The 19,850-nt window shown below is 33.5% G+C and carries 17 protein-coding genes; 10 read left to right on the top strand and 7 right to left on the bottom strand.

The window, feature by feature from the left end:
- Positions 1-130: 130 nt before the first annotated feature.
- Positions 131-574, bottom strand: a complete 444-nt coding sequence (locus C8N41_RS15745) for a hypothetical protein (RefSeq protein WP_115839956.1) — start codon at positions 572-574, stop codon at positions 131-133.
- Positions 575-798: 224 nt separating this feature from the next.
- Between C8N41_RS15745 and C8N41_RS15740 the strand changes: the two genes are divergently transcribed.
- Positions 799-1,962, top strand: coding sequence for a lycopene cyclase family protein (locus C8N41_RS15740; protein ID WP_249033291.1), 1,164 nt, complete (start codon positions 799-801; stop codon positions 1,960-1,962).
- Positions 1,963-1,978: 16 nt separating this feature from the next.
- Here the strand turns inward: C8N41_RS15740 and C8N41_RS15735 are convergent, their stop codons facing one another.
- Together C8N41_RS15735 and C8N41_RS15730 are read right to left on the bottom strand one after the other, a co-directional pair.
- Positions 1,979-2,212, bottom strand: a complete 234-nt coding sequence (locus C8N41_RS15735; RefSeq protein ID WP_115839954.1) for a hypothetical protein — start codon at positions 2,210-2,212, stop codon at positions 1,979-1,981.
- Between the two features lie 48 nt (positions 2,213-2,260).
- Positions 2,261-2,710, bottom strand: a complete 450-nt coding sequence (locus C8N41_RS15730) for an SRPBCC family protein (protein ID WP_115839953.1) — start codon at positions 2,708-2,710, stop codon at positions 2,261-2,263.
- Between the two features lie 252 nt (positions 2,711-2,962).
- Between C8N41_RS15730 and C8N41_RS15725 the strand changes: the two genes are divergently transcribed.
- The 9 genes from C8N41_RS15725 to C8N41_RS15685 all read left to right on the top strand — a co-directional run bounded on the left by C8N41_RS15725 (position 2,963) and on the right by C8N41_RS15685 (position 16,050).
- Positions 2,963-4,906: a peptidylprolyl isomerase gene (locus C8N41_RS15725; protein WP_115839952.1), complete on the top strand. Its 1,944-nt coding sequence runs from the start codon at positions 2,963-2,965 to the stop codon at positions 4,904-4,906.
- A 127-nt stretch (positions 4,907-5,033) separates the two neighbouring features.
- Positions 5,034-5,771 carry a peptidyl-prolyl cis-trans isomerase gene (locus C8N41_RS15720; protein WP_244266697.1) on the top strand — a complete coding sequence of 246 codons (738 nt, stop codon included), beginning with the start codon at positions 5,034-5,036 and terminating at the stop codon, positions 5,769-5,771.
- Positions 5,719-7,173, top strand: coding sequence for a peptidylprolyl isomerase (locus C8N41_RS15715; RefSeq protein WP_092443563.1), 1,455 nt, complete (start codon positions 5,719-5,721; stop codon positions 7,171-7,173). Before C8N41_RS15720 ends, C8N41_RS15715 begins: the two co-directional genes overlap by 53 nt.
- A 6-nt stretch (positions 7,174-7,179) precedes the next feature.
- The gene (locus C8N41_RS15710; RefSeq protein ID WP_092443561.1) at positions 7,180-8,133 is read left to right on the top strand and encodes an AAA family ATPase; all 954 of its coding nucleotides are present in this window, start codon (positions 7,180-7,182) and stop codon (positions 8,131-8,133) included.
- A 313-nt stretch (positions 8,134-8,446) separates the two neighbouring features.
- Positions 8,447-11,221 carry a bifunctional aconitate hydratase 2/2-methylisocitrate dehydratase gene (locus tag C8N41_RS15705; RefSeq protein ID WP_115839951.1) on the top strand — a complete coding sequence of 925 codons (2,775 nt, stop codon included), beginning with the start codon at positions 8,447-8,449 and terminating at the stop codon, positions 11,219-11,221.
- A 177-nt stretch (positions 11,222-11,398) separates the two neighbouring features.
- Positions 11,399-13,669 (top strand): aconitate hydratase, encoded by a 2,271-nt coding sequence (locus tag C8N41_RS15700; RefSeq protein WP_115839950.1) that lies wholly within the window; start codon positions 11,399-11,401, stop codon positions 13,667-13,669.
- A gap of 111 nt (positions 13,670-13,780) precedes the next feature.
- Positions 13,781-14,452 carry a Crp/Fnr family transcriptional regulator gene (locus C8N41_RS15695; protein WP_115839949.1) on the top strand — a complete coding sequence of 224 codons (672 nt, stop codon included), beginning with the start codon at positions 13,781-13,783 and terminating at the stop codon, positions 14,450-14,452.
- A gap of 70 nt (positions 14,453-14,522) precedes the next feature.
- Positions 14,523-15,401, top strand: a complete 879-nt coding sequence (locus C8N41_RS15690) for an anti-sigma factor (protein WP_115839948.1) — start codon at positions 14,523-14,525, stop codon at positions 15,399-15,401.
- A gap of 22 nt (positions 15,402-15,423) precedes the next feature.
- On the top strand, positions 15,424-16,050 hold the full coding sequence (locus C8N41_RS15685) for a TlpA family protein disulfide reductase (protein ID WP_249033290.1): 627 nt from the start codon (positions 15,424-15,426) through the stop codon (positions 16,048-16,050).
- Between the two features lies 1 nt (position 16,051).
- Here C8N41_RS15685 and C8N41_RS15680 read toward each other — a convergent pair whose 3' ends face one another.
- The 4 genes from C8N41_RS15680 to C8N41_RS15665 are packed head-to-tail and all read right to left on the bottom strand — an operon-like array spanning position 16,052 to position 19,735.
- Positions 16,052-16,498 carry a sterol desaturase family protein gene (locus tag C8N41_RS15680; protein ID WP_092443551.1) on the bottom strand — a complete coding sequence of 149 codons (447 nt, stop codon included), beginning with the start codon at positions 16,496-16,498 and terminating at the stop codon, positions 16,052-16,054.
- Between the two features lie 12 nt (positions 16,499-16,510).
- Positions 16,511-17,350, bottom strand: coding sequence for a phytoene/squalene synthase family protein (locus C8N41_RS15675; protein ID WP_092443549.1), 840 nt, complete (start codon positions 17,348-17,350; stop codon positions 16,511-16,513).
- Positions 17,351-17,370: 20 nt separating this feature from the next.
- On the bottom strand, positions 17,371-18,831 hold the full coding sequence (locus C8N41_RS15670; RefSeq protein ID WP_115839947.1) for a phytoene desaturase family protein: 1,461 nt from the start codon (positions 18,829-18,831) through the stop codon (positions 17,371-17,373).
- Positions 18,824-19,735, bottom strand: coding sequence for a MerR family transcriptional regulator (locus tag C8N41_RS15665; RefSeq protein ID WP_115839946.1), 912 nt, complete (start codon positions 19,733-19,735; stop codon positions 18,824-18,826). Before C8N41_RS15665 ends, C8N41_RS15670 begins: the two co-directional genes overlap by 8 nt.
- Between the last annotated feature and the right edge of the window lie 115 nt (positions 19,736-19,850).

Genomic DNA, 19,850 nt, shown 5'->3' with positions numbered 1-19,850 from the left:
TTTGTGTATGATTTCGTTGCGTGTTTGAGCAACTAAATTAGTAAACTAAAACGAACCAGAGGAAATTCCGAAGGAATTTCCAAGCAGGCTAGAACTAGCAATGAATTATACACGGTGTTGTACAACGTTTTTATTTATTTCGTTTAATTGGTCTTCCCCAAATCGCTTTGTATTCCGAGCCAATTATCCACCGATTTTTGTTTCCGTTTATTATCGTGTCTTTCACAAAATATATCGGATTCATTGTTGTTTTTTTTGTTGGATTTTCTGTTGGTTCTATTTTTAATTTGTCTCCTATTTCAAATATTCTATCATCGCAATATGAAAGAACAGAAATTTTTTCAGGTAAAGATTCCGTTTTTGTTTTTCCAATCAAAAGTGCATATGGCAATCCTTCAGTTCCGCAACTTGCTGAATTCCGATAAAATTCAACTAATTCCAATTCAAAACTTTTGTCGGTATTGAAATATTCAAATTCAAATTTATTTTGAGTAGAATATTCTATTCCGCTTTTTGCTTTGCATCCGATTATTAAAATCAGAACTAAAAATGATATGAATTTCGTATTTATCAAATGTTGTACAACTCGTTATATATTAACCCTAATAGTTTATATCCCATAAAACTTTCTGGATAAGTCGTGTTTTTGGCTAATGCACTAATGTAAATATAATTTTTTTATGCAGTATATTAATGTTTTATATCTGAAACAAATGGAATGACCCTTCAAATTAAGATGTTGTATTTTACCATCAACCACAACTAGCGACCTCTTAAACCAAACAAAATGGTTTACTTTTGCTGTTAAAATTAAATACCACGTTGATTACATACGATTATATTATTTTAGGTGCAGGTGCGTCTGGGTTGCTTTTAGCATACCGAATGTCTCAAGATGCTTTTTTTGATGATAAATCTATTTTAATCATAGACCAAGTAAAAAATAAGGGCAACGACAGAACTTGGTGTTATTGGGAAAACGGAGTAGGAGAATGGGATGCACTTGTTTGTAAACAATGGTCTAAGATTTATTTTGGTAGTGCATGGTTTTCTAAAAACATTGCTATAATGCCGTTTCAGTATAAAATGATAAGGAGTGGCAACTTTTATGATACATTATGGAAAGAAATAAACACTAAATCAAATATTAGTTTTGTTGAAGGTAAGGTTAACAATGTCTCCGAACAAGTCCATAGTGTTATAATTGAGACTACAAATGGAAAATATAAAGGCACTAATATTTTTAATAGCTTACCTAATTCTGATATATATAAATCGCAAGATAAGTATCCTTTAATTCATCAGCATTTTGTAGGTTGGTTTATAAAAACACCAGTAGATACGTTTGATGATTCTAAAGCGACATTTATGGATTTTTCAGTGCCTCAAAACGGAAATACGCGCTTTATGTATGTTTTGCCCATAGACAAAAAAACAGCCTTATTTGAGTATACTTTATTTTCTAAAGAATTGTTAGAATATAGAGTCTATGAAGAGGCTATAAAACGTTACCTAGACCGTAAAAATATTGTTGATTATACTATAATTGAAAAGGAAAAGGGAAATATTCCCATGACCTCTTTTAAGTTTAACCGTTTAAATTCTAATCGTATTCTGCATATTGGAACAGCAGGAGGTTGGACAAAAGCAAGTACAGGCTACACCTTTACAAGTACTTCAAAAAAAACAAAAGACGTTGTGGAGTTTCTAAAGAAAAATCAGGATTTGTCTACATTTAATAAACGTACTAAATACAGGTTCTATGATCTAATATTTTTAGATGTTTTAGCTAAACATAACAATGAAGGTGCAGCCCTTTTTTCATCTATGTTTAAAAAGGCTGATGTAACCACTATTTTTCGGTTTTTAGACGAAGAATCGACTTTAATTGAAGATTTAAAAATTATTTTATCTGTACCACCAAAACGATTTATACAGGCATTTTTAAAGCGCTTATTTTAAAAACAGAAAGTAAAAATTAAGAATAAACCAGACCTCTATGCGGTTTTAATTGGTCTCTAATTGGTTTCATTTCGGCTTCATCAACGACTAAATAGGCTAAGCTATGCATATCGTTAATAGTTTCTACACCAGTAACCGTAATGTCTAGTTGGTTAATTTCTATGTATTCTTTTAAATGTACAAGATGGTGTTCTGCGGTTTTTTGTCCTGCTGGTCCTCTAAAATCCCAAATCAATTTTAATTTGCGCATTGTTTTAATGTTGTTGTTATGTAAAGTTGAATGGGTGTAAAAGTAAGCCTAACAAATAGAAGTTCCTTGTTCTACAAAATTTTTAAAATTATTCATATAGGTTTCTGTCTGTTTTTTAAATAAACCAGGCATTAAAAACAACATGACGCTCATTTTAAAACTTGTGGGTTGGCATTCTGTTTTAGAAATCCATTTTGTAGTATTGTTTTCTAAAACCTTAAAATAATTTTCTTGGATATTGCGTACACCATTTGTAGTATAAGTAAGATGTAATTCATTAGGAAAATCTTGTTTGGTTACCGTTTCAATAATTTCCATTTTGCGTTTGCCAAAGTTAAAGATTAAACGCATCGTAGCACCAATTTCACTCGGATTTCCAGAAATGTGTTCGGTGCTAACTAAACCTGCTTGCCAGTGTTTTAAGTTGGCTGCAGAACTGTATTTTTTAATTACTTCCGAAATGGATTCATTAATAAGGATCTCGCTGGTGTATTTCATGCACTTTACAATTTTTATAAAATTATAAAATGCCTTAGCGATATTTAAATCTAATCGATGTTAGGCTAATTTTAATTGTTAAAATCATTGTAAATTATAACTACTTATCATTCGGGTGTGATTTTTACGACGTAACTAGCAGTGATTATTAAAATAATGCCTTTTATTCCGCTTGCTAAATACGCTATTTATGTTACTTTTGCTGAGTTTTAAAAGTACGTTATTTATATCAATACAAATCACGATTAAATTATGAAACTTAGTTTGAAATGTTTGTTTTTAGTGTTTTTTGCACTAAATTTTTCTTTTTCGCAAGATAATGACGCCGTGCTTCTCAAAGTAGATGGAGAATCAATAATGGCTTCAGAATTTTTAAGAGTCTATAATAAAAATTTAGATTTAGTTCAAGATGAAAGTCAAAAGGATGTTAATGGCTACTTAAAACTATTTACCGAATACCAGCTCAAATTAAAAGAAGCTAAACGCTTAAAGTTGGATGAAGACAAAAGCTACCAGCGCGAATTTGCTAGATACAAGAAGCAGTTGATAAGCAATTATATTTCAGAAAATAAAGTTACAGAAGAGTTAGTACAAGAAGCGTATGAACGCAGTAATATAGATATTAACGCTTCTCATATTTTAGTGCGCTTAGATGCTTCAGCAAAAGATACCATTAATGCTTATAACGAAGTTTTAGCGTTAAGAAAACGCGCTTTGGAAGAAGGTTACGACAAGGTAAAAGCTGAAATGCATAACGGTAAAACTATCTTTCTTGAAGATTTAGGTTATTTTTCAGCGTTTAAAATGGTGTACGATTTTGAAACTGCCGCGTATAATACCAAAGAGGGAGAAATTTCAATGCCATTTCGTACGCAGTTTGGTTACCATGTAGTAAAAGTTAATGACAGACGTCCTTCTCGTGGGACGGTTACTGTAGCACATATTATGGTAAATTTAAATCCTAAAGATTCACTTGTAAATCCAGAAGATCGAATTAATGATATTTACAAAAAACTAAAACAAGGTGAAAGTTTTGACGCATTAGCAAAACAGTTTTCAGAAGATAAAAGTTCAGCCAGAGAAGGAGGAAGGATTGCACCATTTAAGAGTGGTCAACTAAGTTCTACAGAGTTTGAGGATGTGGCTTTTGGTTTAAGTCAAGATGGAGAAATTAGTAAGCCATTTAAATCAGCCTATGGTTGGCATATTGTAAAACGAATTGAATGGCAACCCATAGAACCTTTAGAGAATGTAAAATCGGCTTTAGAAGCCAAAGTGAAAAGAGATTCAAGATCTAAATTAATTCAGAAATCTTTAGTTGAGAAACTTAAAAATCGTTACGAAATAGATTATAATGCTGAAGCTAAACCCTATTTTACAGGTTTACTGACTACAGATTTTTATAATCGTACTTGGGAGGTACCTGCGGATTTCAAAGGAACCGAAACCTTATTTTCAATAAATAAAACCATTTTCACTTTTAACGATTTTGGAAAACATTTAAAAAATGTTCAGCGTATTTATACTGGGAAAAATGTGCCTTTCGAAACCGTAATTGATAACGAGTTTGAAAGCTTCTTCGAAAAATCAATTTTAAAGTATAGAGAGGATAATTTAGAAGTTGAAAATCCGGAATATGCCAACATCTTAAAAGAATATAGAGACGGTTTATTATTATTTGATTTAATGGAAAAAGAAGTATGGAATAAGGCTTCTAAAGATTCTATAGGTATTGAAGAGTTCTACGCTAAAAACAAATCTAATTATCAATGGAATGACCGTGTGGGTGTCGTTATGGCAACGTCTGCTAGTAAATCTAAGATGAAGAAGATTCTTAAAATGATGAAAAAAGGAGCTTCTGAAGCAGACATTGAAAGTGCGCTAAATACTAAGGAAAAGCAAAACGTTATCTTTACAAAAGGAACGTACGCTGCAGATAATTCAATTATGCCTTCAAATTTCGAAGCTAAAAAAGGTATATCAGAAATTTACAAGCATAATGAAGCTTACCATGTTATCAATGTGATTGAAGTTTTACCAGCCGGACAAAAAACTTTGGAAGAAGCAAGGGGAAGTGTCATCAATGATTACCAAGCGGAAATTGAAACCAATTGGATTAACAGCCTCTACGATCGCTTTAATGTTGAAGTCAATCAAGACACTTTAACAGATATAAAAAATAAAGTAGAAAACTAATTTCCCATTTTTTTTGAAACAGTTCTTATACATATGCAGTGTTTGTCTCCTTTTTAGTAGCTGTGACTACTTTAAAAAGGCTAATGATGATAACCCTGTGGCTAGAGTTAACGAAAGTTACCTCTATATGAATGATATTAAGGATGTGGTTCCAGAAGGGACATCGCAACAAGATAGTACATTAATGGTTAATGCCTATATTAATCGTTGGGCAAGACGCCTACTGTTAATGGATGGAGCATTAGTGAATCTTTCTGAAGACAAGCAAAATGAGTTTTCTAAATTAGTAGAACAATATAAAAATGATTTGTACACCAAAGCGTATTTAGAAGGTTTGGTGAAAAAGAATATTGATTCTACAGTGCAACGCGAGACATTACAATTATTTTACGATAATAATAAAGAGTCTTTTAAACTTAACGACGATTTAATTCAGTTTAGGTATGTCAGTTTACCATTAAATCCAGTTAACTTAGATACAATTAAAAAACGATTTAAACGTTTCGAAACTAAAGACAAAATGTATTTAGATTCTATTTCGGTACAGTTTAGGTCGTACTCTTTAAACGATTCCATTTGGTTAAAATTAAGTCGTGTGGCCGAAAAAATTCCAATTATCAATAACAGCAATAAAAATGAACTGTTAAAAAAAACTAATTTCTTACAACTCAAAGATTCATTAAACCTATATTTGATGCTAGTAAATGACGTACGACTTCAAAACGACTATGCACCTTTGGATTATGTAAGTTCGTCAATTAAGAAAATTGTTATAAACAAGAGAAAATTAGAGCTCATTAAGCAACTCGAAAATGATATTACAAACGATGCTATTAAACAGAATAAATTTCAAATTTTTAATTAAATCGGCCTTACTGGTTGGTTTTATATCTTTCAACTTTAGTCATGCTCAAGAAATCATTAATGATGATGTTGTAGAAGTTGAGCAAACTAAGGACACTATAGTTAATAAAACACGCATAAAAGCAGATGGTGTTGCTGCAGTTGTAGGTGATTTTATCATTTTAGAATCTGATTTAGATAGAGAAATTGCGCAATTAAAAGCCCAAGGTGCTGATTTAAAAGATGTAACACGATGCGAACTTTTTGGAAGTCTGTTAGAAAGTAAATTGTATGCACATCAAGCCATACAAGATAGTATTGTTGTAAACGAGCTATATATTAAGTCGCGTACAGAGCAGCAAATACAAGGTATCTTAGCACAGACCAAAGGAGATATGCAAGGGTTATTAGATTTCTATAAAAAGGATTCTGAACAAGCTTTGAGAGATGAGATGTATGAGATTAATAAAAATGGTTATCTCGCTCAAGAAATGCGTACCAAAGTTATTGGTGATATTGAAGTTACACCAGAAGAAGTACGTACGTTTTTTAACGATATTCCTGTAGACGAACGTCCAATTTTTGGAACAGAACTTAAATTGGCTCAAATCGTTATTATTCCAGAAGTAACAGAAGAATCTAAACAAGCCGTTATTGATAAATTAAAAGGTTTCAAAAAAGATGTGGAAGAAAACGGATCTAGCTTTACCACTAAAGTATTGTTTTATACTGAAGATTCTGCTTCAAAATCAACAGGAGGGAAGTATACTTTAAACCGAAATCAACCTAGAATGGTAAAAGAGTTTAGAGATGTTGCGTTCTCATTACAAGAAGGTGAAATTTCTGAGCCATTTGAAACAGATTTTGGATATCATATCATTTTATTAGAAAAAATTAGAGGTCAGGAATACGACGTTAGACATATTTTAATCCGACCAGAATTGACTCAAGAAGCAATTCAAGAGGCAAAAGATGAAATTGATAAAGTGAGAGCTAAAATTGTAGACGGTACATTAACCTTTGCTGAAGCGGCAAGAGAATTTAGTGACGAAAAAGAAACTAAATACGAAGGAGGGCAAATGACCAATCCAGTAACTCAAGATTTTAATTTTGAATTAACACGTATGGAACCAGAATTGTATGCACAAATTCAAGATTTAAAAGACGGAGAGATTAGTGAAGTTATTCAAGATGAAGACCGTGTAAATAGAATTAAATTTAAAATTTTAACTGTTACAGATCGTATTGACGATCATGAAGCTGACTTCGCAAAAGATTATTTAAAAATTAAAGAATTAGCCTTACAAGATAAGCAAGTCGATGCGATTGCAAAATGGCAGAAAGAAACCATTGCAGAAACTTATGTAAAAGTCAATGGTGTGTATAAAGACTGTGATTTTAAAAGTAACTGGTTAAAAAAATAATTGAATATGTCTGATGTTGCAATAATTGAAAATTTTGTAAAAAAATATGCTGCACTAAAACAAGAAGTTGCCAAAGTTATCATCGGTCAAGATGATGTTGTAGACCAAATATTAATTTCTATTTTTTCTGGTGGTCATTCTTTATTAATCGGAGTTCCAGGATTGGCAAAAACCTTAATGGTAAATACCATTGCACAAGCATTAGGTCTCAATTTTAAACGTATTCAGTTTACACCAGATTTAATGCCAAGTGATATTTTAGGAAGCGAAATATTAGACGAAAACAGACAGTTCAAATTTATAAAAGGGCCAATTTTCTCCAATATTATATTGGCTGATGAGATTAACAGAACACCTCCTAAAACACAGGCTGCTTTATTAGAGGCAATGCAAGAACGTTCGGTAACTGTAGCGGGACATCAATATAAATTAGATTTACCTTATTTTGTATTGGCGACTCAAAACCCTATAGAGCAAGAAGGAACATATCCTTTACCAGAAGCGCAGTTAGATCGCTTTATGTTTGCTATTAATTTAAAATATCCATCGTTTCAAGAAGAAGTAGATGTGGTAAAAGCCACTACTACAGATGTTAAAATGACGGTTAATGCTTTATTTTCTGCTCAAGAAATAATTGATTTCCAAAATGTGATTCGTCGTATGCCTGTAGCAGATAATGTTATAGAATACGCGGTATCGATGGTTTCTAAAACTAGACCCAAAGAAAATTCTGCAGCAGAAATCGTTAAAGAGTTTGTAGATTGGGGAGCAGGACCACGAGCCTCTCAAAATTTAATATTAGCGGCTAAAACCCATGCGGCAACTCATGGTAAATTCTCGCCAGATATAGAAGATGTACAGGCTGTAGCAACAGGTATTTTAAGACATCGTATTATTAAAAACTACAAAGCCGAAGCCGAAGGAGTTAGTGATGAGAATATTATTCAAAGTTTATTTTAACTCTTCTAACTTCATCTTTCTACATATTTTTTTTTCAAACCGATTATAGAAGTAGCATTGATGCTATAAAATAATGGTTGTTATGCTGTATGTATACTATACAAATAGTCAACTATATGGTCAATTCTTCTAGGAATTTAATAGGCATATCAAAATTTTATATCGCTATACTAAAATAGTATGATAATAATGTTTTAGTATAGTGTATTTTTAAATCTTTATATTAATTTGCAAAACTTTTAAACAAAAAAAAATAAGACTGTAATTTTTTTATATCCCTTAGATTAAAAAAATAGAACTAAACAATCCTTCCATGAGTATTTATCAAGATTACCTAAAGCAGATAGAAGAACGAAAAACACAAGGACTTCATCCGCAACCTATTGATGGTGCTGAATTATTAAGTAAAATAATTGAGCAGATTAAAGATGTAGACAATGAGTATAGAGAAGATTCTCTTAACTTTTTTATCTATAATGTTTTACCAGGAACAACGAGTGCAGCTGGTGTTAAGGCTCAGTTTTTAAAAGAGATTATCTTAGGTGAGGCTATTGTAGAAGAAATTTCCCCAGCGTTTGCTTTTGAACAATTATCACACATGAAAGGTGGACCTTCTGTAAAAGTCCTATTAGACCTGGCGTTGGGTGACGATATAGATATTGCAAAGCAAGCAGCCGAAGTTTTAAAAACTCAGGTGTTTTTATACGAAGCGGACACATCGCGTATTGAAGCGGCTTATAATGAAGGTAATCCAATAGCTAAAGATTTAATTGAGAGCTATGCTCAAGCAGAATTTTTTACTAAGTTACCAGAGATTGAAGAAGAAATTAAGGTGGTAACTTATATCGCTGGTGTTGGCGATATCTCAACCGATTTGTTATCTCCAGGTGGTGATGCACACTCAAGGTCAGACCGTGAGTTACATGGCCAGTGTATGTTTGAGCATAATAAAGAAATGCAAAAGGAATTATTAGCATTAAAAGAAGCACATCCAGATAAACGTGTCATGCTAATTGCAGAAAAAGGTACTATGGGAGTTGGATCTTCTAGAATGTCTGGTGTAAATAATGTCGCTTTATGGACAGGTATTCCTTCTAGTCCATACGTTCCATTTATTAATATTGCTCCCGTTATTGCTGGGACAAATGGAATAGCACCAATCTTCTTAACTACAGTAGGAGTTACAGGAGGTATTGGTTTAGATCTTAAAAACTGGGTACAACAAAAGGATGAGAATGGTAATACTATTGTTGATGAAGATGGTGAGCCAATTTTAAAAGAAGTATACTCCGTTGCTACAGGTACGGTATTAACTATAAATACAAAAGAGAAAAAATTATACAACGGAGACCAAGAGCTTAAAGATGTTTCTGCGGCATTTACACCACAGAAAATGGAGTTTATGAAAGCAGGTGGATCTTATGCTGTTGTTTTTGGTAAAAAATTACAAACATTTGCTTGTAACGTATTAGGTATTGACGTACCTCAAGTTTATGCACCTTCTAAAGAAGTGTCTATTGAAGGTCAGGGCCTAACAGCAGTAGAAAAAATATTTAATAAAAATGCCGTAGGGACTTCAGGTGCTACATTACATGCAGGTTCTTATGTACGTGCAGAAGTTAACATCGTTGGATCTCAGGATACTACCGGATTAATGACATCTCAAGAATTAGAGATGATGGCTGCAACGGTAATTTCTCCTATAGTAGATGGAGCGTACCAATCGGGTTGTCATACAGCATCGGTTTGGGATGATAAATCTAAAGCTAACATTCCAAGATTAATGCGTTTTATGAACGACTTCGGGTTAATTACAGGTCGTGATCCAAAAGGAAAGTACTTTCCAATGACAGACGTTATTCATAAAGTATTAAACGATATTACAGTTGGTGATTGGGACATCATTATTGGAGGAGATTCACATACACGTATGTCCAAAGGTGTAGCCTTTGGAGCTGATTCTGGTACTGTTGCACTAGCTTTAGCTACAGGTGAAGCGTCTATGCCAATTCCTGAGTCTGTTAAAGTAACCTTTAAGGGTAACATGAAATCTTATATGGATTTCCGTGATGTCGTACATGCAACACAACAACAAATGTTAAAGCAATTTGGCGGTGAAAATGTTTTCCAAGGTCGTGTGATTGAAGTACACATCGGAACATTAACTGCAGATGAAGCCTTTACATTTACAGACTGGACCGCCGAAATGAAAGCAAAGGCATCTATCTGTATTTCAGAAGATGAAACTTTGATTGAATCTCTGGAGATTGCAAAAGGTCGTATCCAAATCATGATTGATAAAGGTATGGATAATGAAAAACAAGTTCTTAAAGGTCTTGTAGAAAAAGCAGAAACTAGAATAACAGAGTTAAAGACAGGTATAAAACCTTCTTTAAGACCTGATGCTAATGCTAAATATCATGCGGAAGTTGTTATCGATTTAGATGAGATAGCCGAACCAATGATTGCAGATCCAGATGTGAACAACGAAGATGTATCTAAACGTTATACGCACGATAATATTAGACCTCTATCTTATTATGGAGGAACTAAACAAGTCGATTTAGGTTTTGTGGGTTCATGTATGGTTCATAAAGGAGATATGAAAATATTAGCACAGATGCTAAAAAATATTGAAGCACAAGAAGGAAAAGTAGAATTTAAAGCTCCTTTAGTTGTGGCTCCACCAACATATAACATTGTCGATGAACTAAAAGAAGAAGGAGACTGGGAAGTATTACAAAAATATTCTGGGTTTGAATTTGATGATAGTGCACCAAAAGGTTTAGCACGTACTAAATATGAAAACATGCTGTATTTAGAACGTCCTGGCTGTAACCTTTGTATGGGTAACCAAGAAAAAGCGGAGCCTGGTGATACTGTTATGGCAACCTCAACACGATTATTCCAAGGAAGAGTCGTTAAAGATGCTGGTGATAAAAAAGGTGAGTCTCTATTATCATCAACACCTGTAGTGGTATTATCTACAATTTTAGGTAGAACACCAACCTTAGCAGAATATGAAGCTGCTGTAGATGGTATTGTGTTGACAAAGTTTAAACCTTCAACAAAACAATTAGTTAGATAATTAATTAAGACTTTATAACTAAAAGCTCGAATCTCAGATTCGGGCTTTTTTATTTCAGAGAAATAGAAGCATAGAGAAAACTTATATCACTATCAATATTTATATATAAGAGACCTTTTTAAAGTCCTTTTGCATTTTGTATATTAGTGGAATTAAATTTATAAAAAATTAAAGACTATGGCATTTGATATTGATATGATTAAGGACGTTTACTCTAAAATGACTGAGCGCGTTGATGCAGCGAGGAAAATAGTGGGTAAGCCGTTAACACTTTCTGAAAAAATATTATACGCTCATCTTTGGGATGGAGAACCAAATAAGGCTTTTACTAGAGGAAAGGATTATGTAGATTTTGCTCCAGACCGGGTTGCTTGTCAGGATGCAACGGCTCAAATGGCGCTTTTGCAATTTATGCAAGCAGGTAAGCCAAAAGTAGCTGTGCCTACTACGGTACATTGTGATCACTTAATTCAAGCTAAAGATGGTGCAAGTACAGATTTAAAACATGCCAACGAAACGAGTAGTGAAGTGTTTAATTTCTTAGAGTCAGTTTCTAATAAATATGGGATAGGCTTCTGGAAACCAGGTGCAGGAATTATTCATCAAGTTGTACTCGAAAATTACGCTTTTCCTGGTGGAATGATGATTGGTACAGATTCTCACACTGTTAATGCAGGTGGACTAGGTATGGTGGCCATTGGAGTTGGAGGAGCTGATGCTGTTGATGTTATGGCAGGTATGGCTTGGGAGCTTAAATTCCCAAAATTAATCGGAGTTAAATTAACAGGTACTTTGTCTGGTTGGACAGCACCTAAAGATGTTATCTTAAAAGTAGCAGAGATTCTTACCGTAAAAGGTGGTACAGGTGCTATTGTAGAATATTTTGGTCCTGGAGCGACCTCTATGTCATGTACAGGTAAGGGTACCATTTGTAATATGGGTGCAGAGATAGGAGCTACGACATCAACATTTGGATACGATGATTCCATGGAACGCTATTTAAGAGCAACAGATAGAGCAGATGTTGCAGATGCAGCAAACGCGATTAGACCATATTTAACCGCTGATGAAGATGTTTATGCAAATCCAGAACAGTATTTTGATCAAGTGATAGAAATTAACCTTTCTGAATTAGGACCATTATTAAATGGACCGTTTACGCCAGATTTATCTACAGAAGTTGGAAGTTCTATGACTGAAAAAGCAACAGCTAACGAATGGCCACTGCAAGTAGAATGGGGTTTAATTGGGTCGTGTACTAATTCATCTTATGAAGATTTATCGAGGGCATCATCCATTGCTCAACAGGCCCTAGATAAAGGTTTGAAAATAAAAGCGGATTTAGGAATTAACCCTGGCTCAGAACAAGTACGTTACACGGCAGAACGCGACGGTATCCTGGGGATTTTTGAGAAACTAGATGCTAAAATTTTTACCAACGCTTGTGGGCCATGTATTGGACAATGGGCAAGGTACAAAGACCCTAAGAATGCTCCTAAAAACAGCATTGTACATTCGTTTAACAGAAACTTCGCTAAACGCGCAGATGGAAATCCAAATACACATGCGTTTGTAGCATCTCCAGAATTAACGGCAGCTATTGCGGTTGCAGGTCGTTTAGACTTTAATCCTATGACCGATAAACTTATTAATGAAAATGGGGAAGAAGTGATGTTCGATGAACCAACAGGATGGGAATTACCTCCTAAAGGTTTTGAAGTAAAGGAAAATGGATACTTAGCACCTCTTGCTGATGGAAGTGGAGTGGAAGTAAAAGTAAGTCCTACATCAGAACGTATAGAATTATTAGAACCATTTATACCATTAGGAGATTCTATCACAGGAGCGAAATTATTAATTAAAGCTTTTGGAAAATGTACTACAGACCATATATCTATGGCTGGACCATGGTTAAGGTTTAGAGGTCATTTAGATAATATTTCAAATAATACTTTAATTGGTGCTGTGAATGCTTTTGGTAAGAAAACGAATTTTGTAAAAAATCAGTTAACTGGAGAGTATGGTGGTGTTCCAGATACAGCAAGGGCATATAAAAAAGCTGGCATTAAATCTATTGTAGTTGGTGATCATAATTATGGTGAAGGGTCTTCTAGAGAACACGCAGCTATGCAACCAAGACATCTAGGTGTGGCTGCAGTGATAGTTAAATCTTTTGCACGTATTCATGAAACAAACCTTAAGAAACAAGGTATGTTAGGTTTAACTTTTGCTAATGAAGCCGATTACGACTTAATACAAGAAGATGACACTTTCAACTTTACTGACTTGAATGAGTTTGCTCCCGATAAGCAGCTACACGTAGAAGTTGTTCATGCTGATGGAAGTAAAGATGTTATCGCTCTTAATCATAGTTATAACGACGCACAAATAAAATGGTATAATGAAGGTTCTGCTTTAAATTTAATTAAAAAGGAGAATAATGCTTAAAAAAGTATAAACATTTACTAAAAAAGCTCTTGAGAAATCAAGAGCTTTTTTTATGTAAGTTTTGGGTCTTTATTTCGACTATCTTAAAATCTAACAAATTTTTTTCTCACTATGCAGTCATTGTGGTTCTTTGACGATGTCGACCTTTTTAAGGTCCTTTGTCCTCATAAAATTAAGACTTATGCAAAAGGCCATAATTTTTGTGTCTATAAAAAGAAGGATTATATCTATTTCGAATCAGACTCAGCCAATAAAGTATATTTAATTGAAAAAGGAAAAGTCAAAATTGGGTATTGCACCGATGATGGTAAGGAGGTTGTAAAAGCGATTTTAACCAAAGGGGAATTGTTTGGAGAAAAAGCAATATTAGGAGATGAAAAACGCGATGAATTTGCACAGTCCATAGATGATATAACCTCTATTTGCCCAATAAGTGTAGATACAATGCACAATCTTATGCGAGATAATCAAAGCTTTAGTCTTAAGATTTATAAGTTTATAGGTTTTAAGTTTAAAAAGTTAGAACGCAGGCTACAGTTACTATTATTTAAAGATACCAAAACCCGTTTAAAGGAGTTTTTAGATGAGCTTTGTGCAGATTATGGTTGCGACTGCCAGGCTACAGGAGATCAGATTATAAAGCATCCTTTTACACAAAAGGATATTGCATCACTAATTGGAACTTCAAGACCTACCATAAATATTCTTCTCAATGAACTTAAAGAAGAAAATTACTTAGATTTTAACAGAAAAGAGATAAGAATCTTAAAAACATCGGCTTAATGTTAGCTAGCTAACATTTAATGACACGGATTTGCTATAATTTTGAGTTATAATTTAAAATTAAATTGCAATGAAGAAAAAAATGATTTTAGGAGTTTTGGCATTAGGAATGATTGCCAGCTCATGCAGTAGTGATGACGATAACAGTAGTCCTACCAATTCAAATTTAACCCTTAATCTTGATGGTTTAGAAGCATTAGGGAACGATTTTGTTTATGAAGGATGGATTATTGTCGATGGGTCTCCAGTATCTACTGGGACATTTAGTAGCGTGGATTTTCCGCAAACCTTTTCCGTAAACAGTACACAGCTAGAAGCGGCTAATACATTTGTACTGTCTATTGAGCCAGCAGTAGATACGGATCCTGCTCCAGCGGCTACAAAGATTTTAGCAGGTGACTTTTCTGGAACTACAGCAAGTGTCAATTCCAATAGTATTGTTGCTGATTTTGGTGCATCCACTGGAACTTATATTTTAGCGACTCCAACAGATACAGATGACACTAATGAAGAGAGTGGAGTTTGGTTTTTAGACAATTCTACCGGAAGTGCTGTAGCAGGTTTAAATTTACCAACCTTAGCAGATGGATGGATATATGAAGGCTGGGCTGTTTTAGATGGTACACCAATTAGTACAGGAACTTTTCTCGATCCTACTACGGCAGATGATAATGCCGCAACATCAATTTTTAAAGGTGATGCAGGAAATGGTCCAAACTATCCTGGTGAAGATTATTTACAAAATGCACCAGAAGGGATGACGTTTCCTACGGATTTAAAAGGAGCTACAATTGTAATTTCTGTAGAGCCGAGTCCGGATAATGACCCAGCACCTTTTACCTTAAAACCATTAGCACATGTTGTTCCTGATGATGCTATGACACATACTGCTATTACTATGGGTTCAGGTCCAATTTCTGTAGTATCAGGTACCGTAATAAGAAATTAAAAGAGGTTCATATTTGTTAGATTTGAAGCGTAACGCTAATTTTGGTGTTACGCTTCTTTATATTGCGCTTATGACGACTTCCCAAAATAAAAAATACAGAATTTACAATATCGTAGGTATTGCAATACTTATCGCATTTATTTTTCCGTACACGAGAAAGACGATGCAAGTATGGGTTCATAAAGGGATAAGTTATATTAATACATCTTCAGTTATTGATTCCGACGAAAGAATCACAATACAATCAACGGATTGGGTTTTAAAATCCAATAAAACAAATTCGGTTTTAAGATTTAAAGACACTAAAGGAAAAGTTGTATTTATTAACTTTTGGGCTACTTGGTGTCCGCCCTGTATAGCAGAAATGCCAAGCCTTCAAGCGTTATATGATGATTATGAAGATCGGGTTGTGTTTCTTTTTGTTACCAATGATGATATGAATAAAGTTCACCAATTTAAATCAAAGAATGGTTTTAGTTTTGAAGTACATCAACTTTTAAATGCTCCTCCTTCTGAGTTTAATGTCAATGCTATTCCTAGGACTTTTATTATAAATAAAAATAGTGAAATCGTTGTGGACAAGTCTGGTGCTGTAAACTGGAATAGTGATTCAGTAAGACAACAACTAAATGTGTTACTGTCGGAATAATTTATTTGAAATATTTTAAAGGCACAATAAGCATTCCGAAGTTTTCACCCTTGTCTTTACCTAAGTGTTTATGATGAATTTTATGAGCACGTCTCAATCCTCTGGCGTATTTATTGTCAATATTACGTAACCATTTAAACCGTTGGTGGATAAAAATATCATGAACAATAAAATAGGCAGCTCCATAAACCAAAATCCCTAAACCTATTGGAAGAGTGTACCATACGTCTTCATAACTCCAAAGATAAAAACAGGTCATGCTAACTATGGCGTAAAATATAAAAAAAGCATCATTGCGTTCAAACCAACTATCGTGATCTTTATGGTGATGATCTTTATGTAAACTCCATAGAAATCCATGCATAATATACTTGTGCGTAAACCACGCATTAAACTCCATAATAAAGAATGTAGAAAGAAATATTAAAATCCAAAAAGCAATATGCATAGCTTTGTTTATTTATAGTAAATTTAATTGATATTTTACATAACTACGAGTGAGTAGCTCAATTTTTCTATAATTAGGCACTCTTATTCGCGTTGATTTAATTTGTAAAGCTGGTGTTTTTTTGAGTTTTTCGAGTAGTTTACTATAGTATCTATAAGCCATAAATACACCAAAACGTGCTTCGATTGGGAGCCGTTTAATGCCTTTTAAGCCTTTAGCAAAATCGTCTTCAATATCTGAGATAATTGCCTGTTTTGAAGTTTCGTCAAGTTGATTTAAATCTGTATTTGGAAAATATGTTCTGCTTAAGTCTTCAAAATCTTCTTTTAAATCTCGTAAAAAGTTTACTTTCTGAAAGGCCGATCCTAAACTCATGGCTGAGTCTTTTAATTCGTTATATTTAGAATCCTCTCCTTTAACAAATACTTTTAGACACATTAAACCCACCACATCTGCAGAGCCGTAAATATATTGCTTGTATTCTAAATCAGTGAGATAATCCTTTTTATGAAGATCTAATCGCATGCTATTCATAAATGAATCTACTAAATGTTTTTCGATGCCATAAGTATGGTAGGTTTCTTGAAAAGCATTTAGAATAGGGTTGAGACTTATTTTGTTTTCTAAAGCGGCTTCGAGATCAGTTTCAAACATATCGAAAAGTTTGTCTTTATCGTAATCGTGAAATGAGTCTACAATTTCATCCGCAAATCTTACAAAACCATATATATTATAAATGTCTTGTCTAATGGTAGGAGATAGCATTTTTGTGGCTAATGAGAATGATGTACTGTACGCATTAGTAACGACTTTGCTACAAGTGTGGGAAACGTTGTCGAAAATTGATTTCATAGCGGTAATGTTTTTGAGAGTTAAACTTCATTTTTTTGAATCAGTTCTGCAACAAGCTTTCCTGAAATTAAAGCTGGAGGCACTCCTGGTCCAGGTACGGTAAGTTGACCTGTAAAATAGAGTCCATCTACTTTTTTACTTTTTAGTTTTGGCCTTAGAAATGCTGTTTGCATTAAGGTATTAGCCATGCCATAAGCATTGCCTTTATAGGAATTATAATCTTCAATAAAATCATTCACACAATAGGATGTTCTAAATAAAATATGGTTTGCAACGCGTTGATTGGTTTGTTTTTCGAAACGATCTAAAATAAGCTCAAAATACTGATCACGTAGCTCTGGTGTGTCTTCTAAACCTGGTGCGATTGGAATTAGAAAAAAGCCTGTTTCGCAGTTATCCGGCGCCATAGTACAATCTGTTACTGAAGGAAAATTAGCATAAAATAAAGGATTTGTTGGCCACTTAGGGGTATCATAAATTTCTTCTGCATGATGCTCAAAATCCGTATCAAAAAATAAATTATGATGCTCCACATGGTTTAATTTCTGACTAAACCCAACATAAAAGAGTAGAGAAGATGGTGCAAATGTGCGATTGTTCCAATAGGCTTCACTGTACTGCCTGTGTTTGAGGTCTAAAAGAGTTTCAGAATGATGATAATCAGCACCACTTAAAATAACATCCGAATATATCGTTTTTCCATTGACAATAATACTTATTGCTTGCTTGTGCTCGACATTTATTTTTGTAACATTACTATTGGTGTAAAAGGTAACTCCTAAGCTTTCCGCTAAATTTTTCATAGCCTTAACTATTTCGTACATACCACCTTTGGGGTGCCAGGTGCCGAGACCAAAATCAGCAAAATTCATAAAACTATAAAAAGATGGTGTTTGATTGGGTTTAGCACCCAGAAACAAAACCGGAAATTCTAAAGTGGAGATAAGTTTTGGGTTTTTAAAATTTTTCCTAATCTCAGCGCTAATGGTTTTATAAAAACGATCTAAACGTGTTACTGTTTCTTTGGTTACCAGTTCAAATGGAGAAAGTCCTGGTTTTAAAACCACTTTATTAATAGCAATATTATAATTTTCTTGAGCTGTTGCTATAAATTTCTTTAGTGGTTTAGAGCTGCCAGTTTCAATACGCTCAAATTCTTCACAAATTTTATCCATGTGGTCACCAACCGTAATGACATCATCTGAAAAGAATATTTTATACGCAGGACTCAATTTATCGAGTTGGTAAAAATCTGAAGTTGATTTGTTAAAATCATTGAAGAATTTTTCGAAAATATCTGGCATCCAATACCAACTTGGACCGATATCGAAGGTAAATCCATCTTTTTTAAATTGCCGAGCTCGTCCACCAACCGTTTCATTTTTTTCGTAAATTGAAACACGGTGTCCTGCTTTTGCGAGATAACACGAAGCAGATAAAGCCGAAAACCCAGAGCCTATTATAGATATTGTTTTACGCATTGTTTTTTAATTCTTCAGTGAGGTCTGTAATAAGATTAAACGCAGTAATATTATTGGGTAATTTTGCTTTATCAATGGTTTTAATCATATTTCCTAAAATCCATAATTTAGTATTAGGAGTGCTTAAGATGAGTTCATCAAATTCCTTTAAATACTTTGAAATATTTTCTTCTTCGGGTTTTATAGTGAAATAAGATACAAAATTAATATCGTTGTAGTAGTTTTTTAGTTCTATTAAATTTTCAATAGGAACACTAGGGCCTAGGTATATAGAACGATGGCCTTGCTTTGCAATAATGTAATTAAGAAACATTAAACCTAACTCGTGTATTTCATTAACGGGTAAATAAAGTACAAATGTTTTACTCGGTTCGTGTGTCTGCTCACAAAGAATTTTTTCTGTATTGATAAGAATTTTTTGTCGTATCAAAATAGAGATAAAGTGCTCGTGAGCGGGATTAATCGTGTCTGTTTGCCACAATACACCAATTTCTGATAATAGAGGTAGAAATATGTGGTAGAATATATCCTCGAAAGACTTTTCCTCTAAAAGTGAATTATAAGTTTTGTAAAATAAAGCTTGATCAAAATTAAGCATGGAAAGTTTAAAAGAATTAATAGCATGACTCTCCATGTTAGTCTCAGTAGCTATTTCTCTTACTAATTGCGGAATTTCATCTGTATCTATTGTTGCAATTTTAGAAATTTTATAACCATTATTGTTAAGGTAACTAACATTAAGTAGTTTCTGAAAACTGGCTAAATCGTAATATCTAATATTGGTATCTGTACGTTTTGGTTCTAGCAGATTATAACGCTTTTCCCAAATTCTAATAGTGTGTGCCTTTATACCTGTAAGATTTTCGAGGTCTTTAATACTGAATCTCTCCTTAATATTGTTCATTAATTTTTAAAAATGTTTAAACAAAAATAAGGTTTATAGTAATACGAAAAAGTAGAATTAACAAAAATTATGAAAAAAGTATTTAAAAAGGAGGAGTAGGCTTCTAAAAAGATGC

The organism is Winogradskyella sediminis (genome assembly GCF_003387355.1).
Taxonomy (GTDB): Bacteria; Bacteroidota; Bacteroidia; order Flavobacteriales; family Flavobacteriaceae; genus Winogradskyella; species Winogradskyella sediminis.
This window is presented reverse-complemented; position numbering and strand designations above follow the sequence as displayed.

Coding starts and splice junctions, on each gene's coding strand:
- C8N41_RS15680 (WP_092443551.1), bottom strand. CDS start 16,498: ATGCATATTGCTTTTTGGATTTTAATATTTCTTTCTACATTCTTTATT.
- C8N41_RS15675 (WP_092443549.1), bottom strand. CDS start 17,350: ATGAAATCAATTTTCGACAACGTTTCCCACACTTGTAGCAAAGTCGTT.
- C8N41_RS15705 (WP_115839951.1), top strand. CDS start 8,447: ATGAGTATTTATCAAGATTACCTAAAGCAGATAGAAGAACGAAAAACA.
- C8N41_RS15670 (WP_115839947.1), bottom strand. CDS start 18,831: ATGCGTAAAACAATATCTATAATAGGCTCTGGGTTTTCGGCTTTATCT.
- C8N41_RS15735 (WP_115839954.1), bottom strand. CDS start 2,212: ATGCGCAAATTAAAATTGATTTGGGATTTTAGAGGACCAGCAGGACAA.
- C8N41_RS15665 (WP_115839946.1), bottom strand. CDS start 19,735: ATGAACAATATTAAGGAGAGATTCAGTATTAAAGACCTCGAAAATCTT.
- C8N41_RS15690 (WP_115839948.1), top strand. CDS start 14,523: ATGAAGAAAAAAATGATTTTAGGAGTTTTGGCATTAGGAATGATTGCC.
- C8N41_RS15695 (WP_115839949.1), top strand. CDS start 13,781: ATGCAGTCATTGTGGTTCTTTGACGATGTCGACCTTTTTAAGGTCCTT.
- C8N41_RS15720 (WP_244266697.1), top strand. CDS start 5,034: ATGAATGATATTAAGGATGTGGTTCCAGAAGGGACATCGCAACAAGAT.
- C8N41_RS15700 (WP_115839950.1), top strand. CDS start 11,399: ATGGCATTTGATATTGATATGATTAAGGACGTTTACTCTAAAATGACT.
- C8N41_RS15715 (WP_092443563.1), top strand. CDS start 5,719: ATGATATTACAAACGATGCTATTAAACAGAATAAATTTCAAATTTTTA.
- C8N41_RS15725 (WP_115839952.1), top strand. CDS start 2,963: ATGAAACTTAGTTTGAAATGTTTGTTTTTAGTGTTTTTTGCACTAAAT.
- C8N41_RS15710 (WP_092443561.1), top strand. CDS start 7,180: ATGTCTGATGTTGCAATAATTGAAAATTTTGTAAAAAAATATGCTGCA.
- C8N41_RS15730 (WP_115839953.1), bottom strand. CDS start 2,710: ATGAAATACACCAGCGAGATCCTTATTAATGAATCCATTTCGGAAGTA.